Source organism: Mesorhizobium sp. M2C.T.Ca.TU.002.02.1.1, from assembly GCF_003997225.1.
On record NZ_RZTO01001120.1, the window covers coordinates 1 to 1,554 of the forward strand.

Annotated in this window: 1 protein-coding gene; it reads right to left on the reverse strand. The window is 64.8% G+C overall.

Annotation, left to right across the window (positions count from 1 at the left end):
- Positions 1–1,554 (reverse strand): PAS domain-containing sensor histidine kinase (locus EOD07_RS33935; RefSeq protein ID WP_164772816.1); only part of this gene is annotated, 1,554 nt, incomplete at both ends.

Here is a 1,554-nt window from a genome sequence, read left to right on the forward strand (position 1 = left end):
TCGGTGATGACCTTGCCGTAGCGGCGCCTGATGCGCTCTGCCGAAAGCTGGATCGGCGTCAGCGGGTTCTTGATCTCATGCGCGATGCGTCGCGCCACATCCGCCCAGGCCGACGAACGCTGCGCCTGGACGAGATCTGTGATGTCGTCGACGGTGACCACATAGGATTTCTCCTCCTCGCCGTCGTCGCCGGACTCGACCGTGACCTGGACATTGAAGGTGCGCTCCAGGCCGGTGCGGAAGAAGGTCACCTGCTCGCGATAGACCGGCTTGCCGGACTGCCGGCCGATCTCGAAGACGCGGCCGACAAGCGGCAGAACCGCCGAAAGGTTCTGGCCGAGCGTCGCATTTGCCGAGATCGTCAGCATGGTCTCGGCCGAGCGATTGACGATGGTGATGATGCCGTAGGGGTCGACACCGATGACGCCGGCGGTGACGCCGGCGAGCACCGCCTCGGAGAAACGCCGGCGCTCGTCGATCAGATCCTTGGCCGACAGCAGCTCGTTGCGTTGCGATTTGAGCTCCAGGATCATGTTGTTGAAGGTCTCGCCGAGCGAGGCGACGTCGCCATCGGACTGGCGCACGGGAACGGCGACGTCGAGATTGCCGGTCGCCACCTCGTCGGCGGCGCCGATCAGCTGGCGGATCGGCCGCACAAGCCGGTCGGCGACCGCAATGCCGGTCCAGATCGCCGAGAGCGTGATGATCAGCGTGAGCGACAGATAAGGCAGCGCAAAGGCGACCTGCGAGGTCCGGCGGTTGTCCTCCAGGTTGCGGTATTCGTCGGTGTTGGCCTTGACGATCTGGCGCGCCTTGATCACGTCGGGATCGACCAGCCGGATCGTATAGAGGTAAAGCCCTTCGATCTCGCGCAGCTTGATGATGGCGCCCATGATGTTGCGGGTGCGCGGCTCTATCAGCACCGGCTTGCCGTCGGACGCGGTGTCGACCGCGCCCGAGGGCGGCTCGGGCATAGGAAAATCGGCATCGGTCTTGGCGTTCATGACGAACGAGCCGTCCGGCTTGATCAGGGCCGCATGCGCCAGTCCGCGCCCGACGGCTTCCTTGTTCAACAGATCGAGGAAACCGCCCTTGTCGAGCCCATAGAGCGTGCGCGAGGCATCGAGATCGTATGCCATCGACAATGTCGTGCCCTGCAGGTTTCGCGCATTCTCCTGCACATAGGCGTCGGCAATCGACAGCGACGAGTTGACGATCGTCTTGGTGCGGATTTCGAACCAGCGGTCGAGGCCGATGTCGAGCGTGATCGAGGCGATGATCGCCACCATGATGGCTGGAATGGCGGCGACCAGCGCGAACATGGCGACGATGCGCACATGCAGCCGCGAGGCGGCCCTGCCGTGGCGCCGCGCCAGGACGATGCGGCGCACCTCCCGGGCGATCAAGGCGATGAGAAACAGGACAAAAACGGCATTGGCGGCAATCAGGGCCCAGGTCGTGTCGGCGGTCGGCGCGATCGGCGTTGCGCCGACCAGGATCGCAAACGAGATGGCCGCCGTGATCATCGCGCCGGCAATGGCGACCACGCCGGGC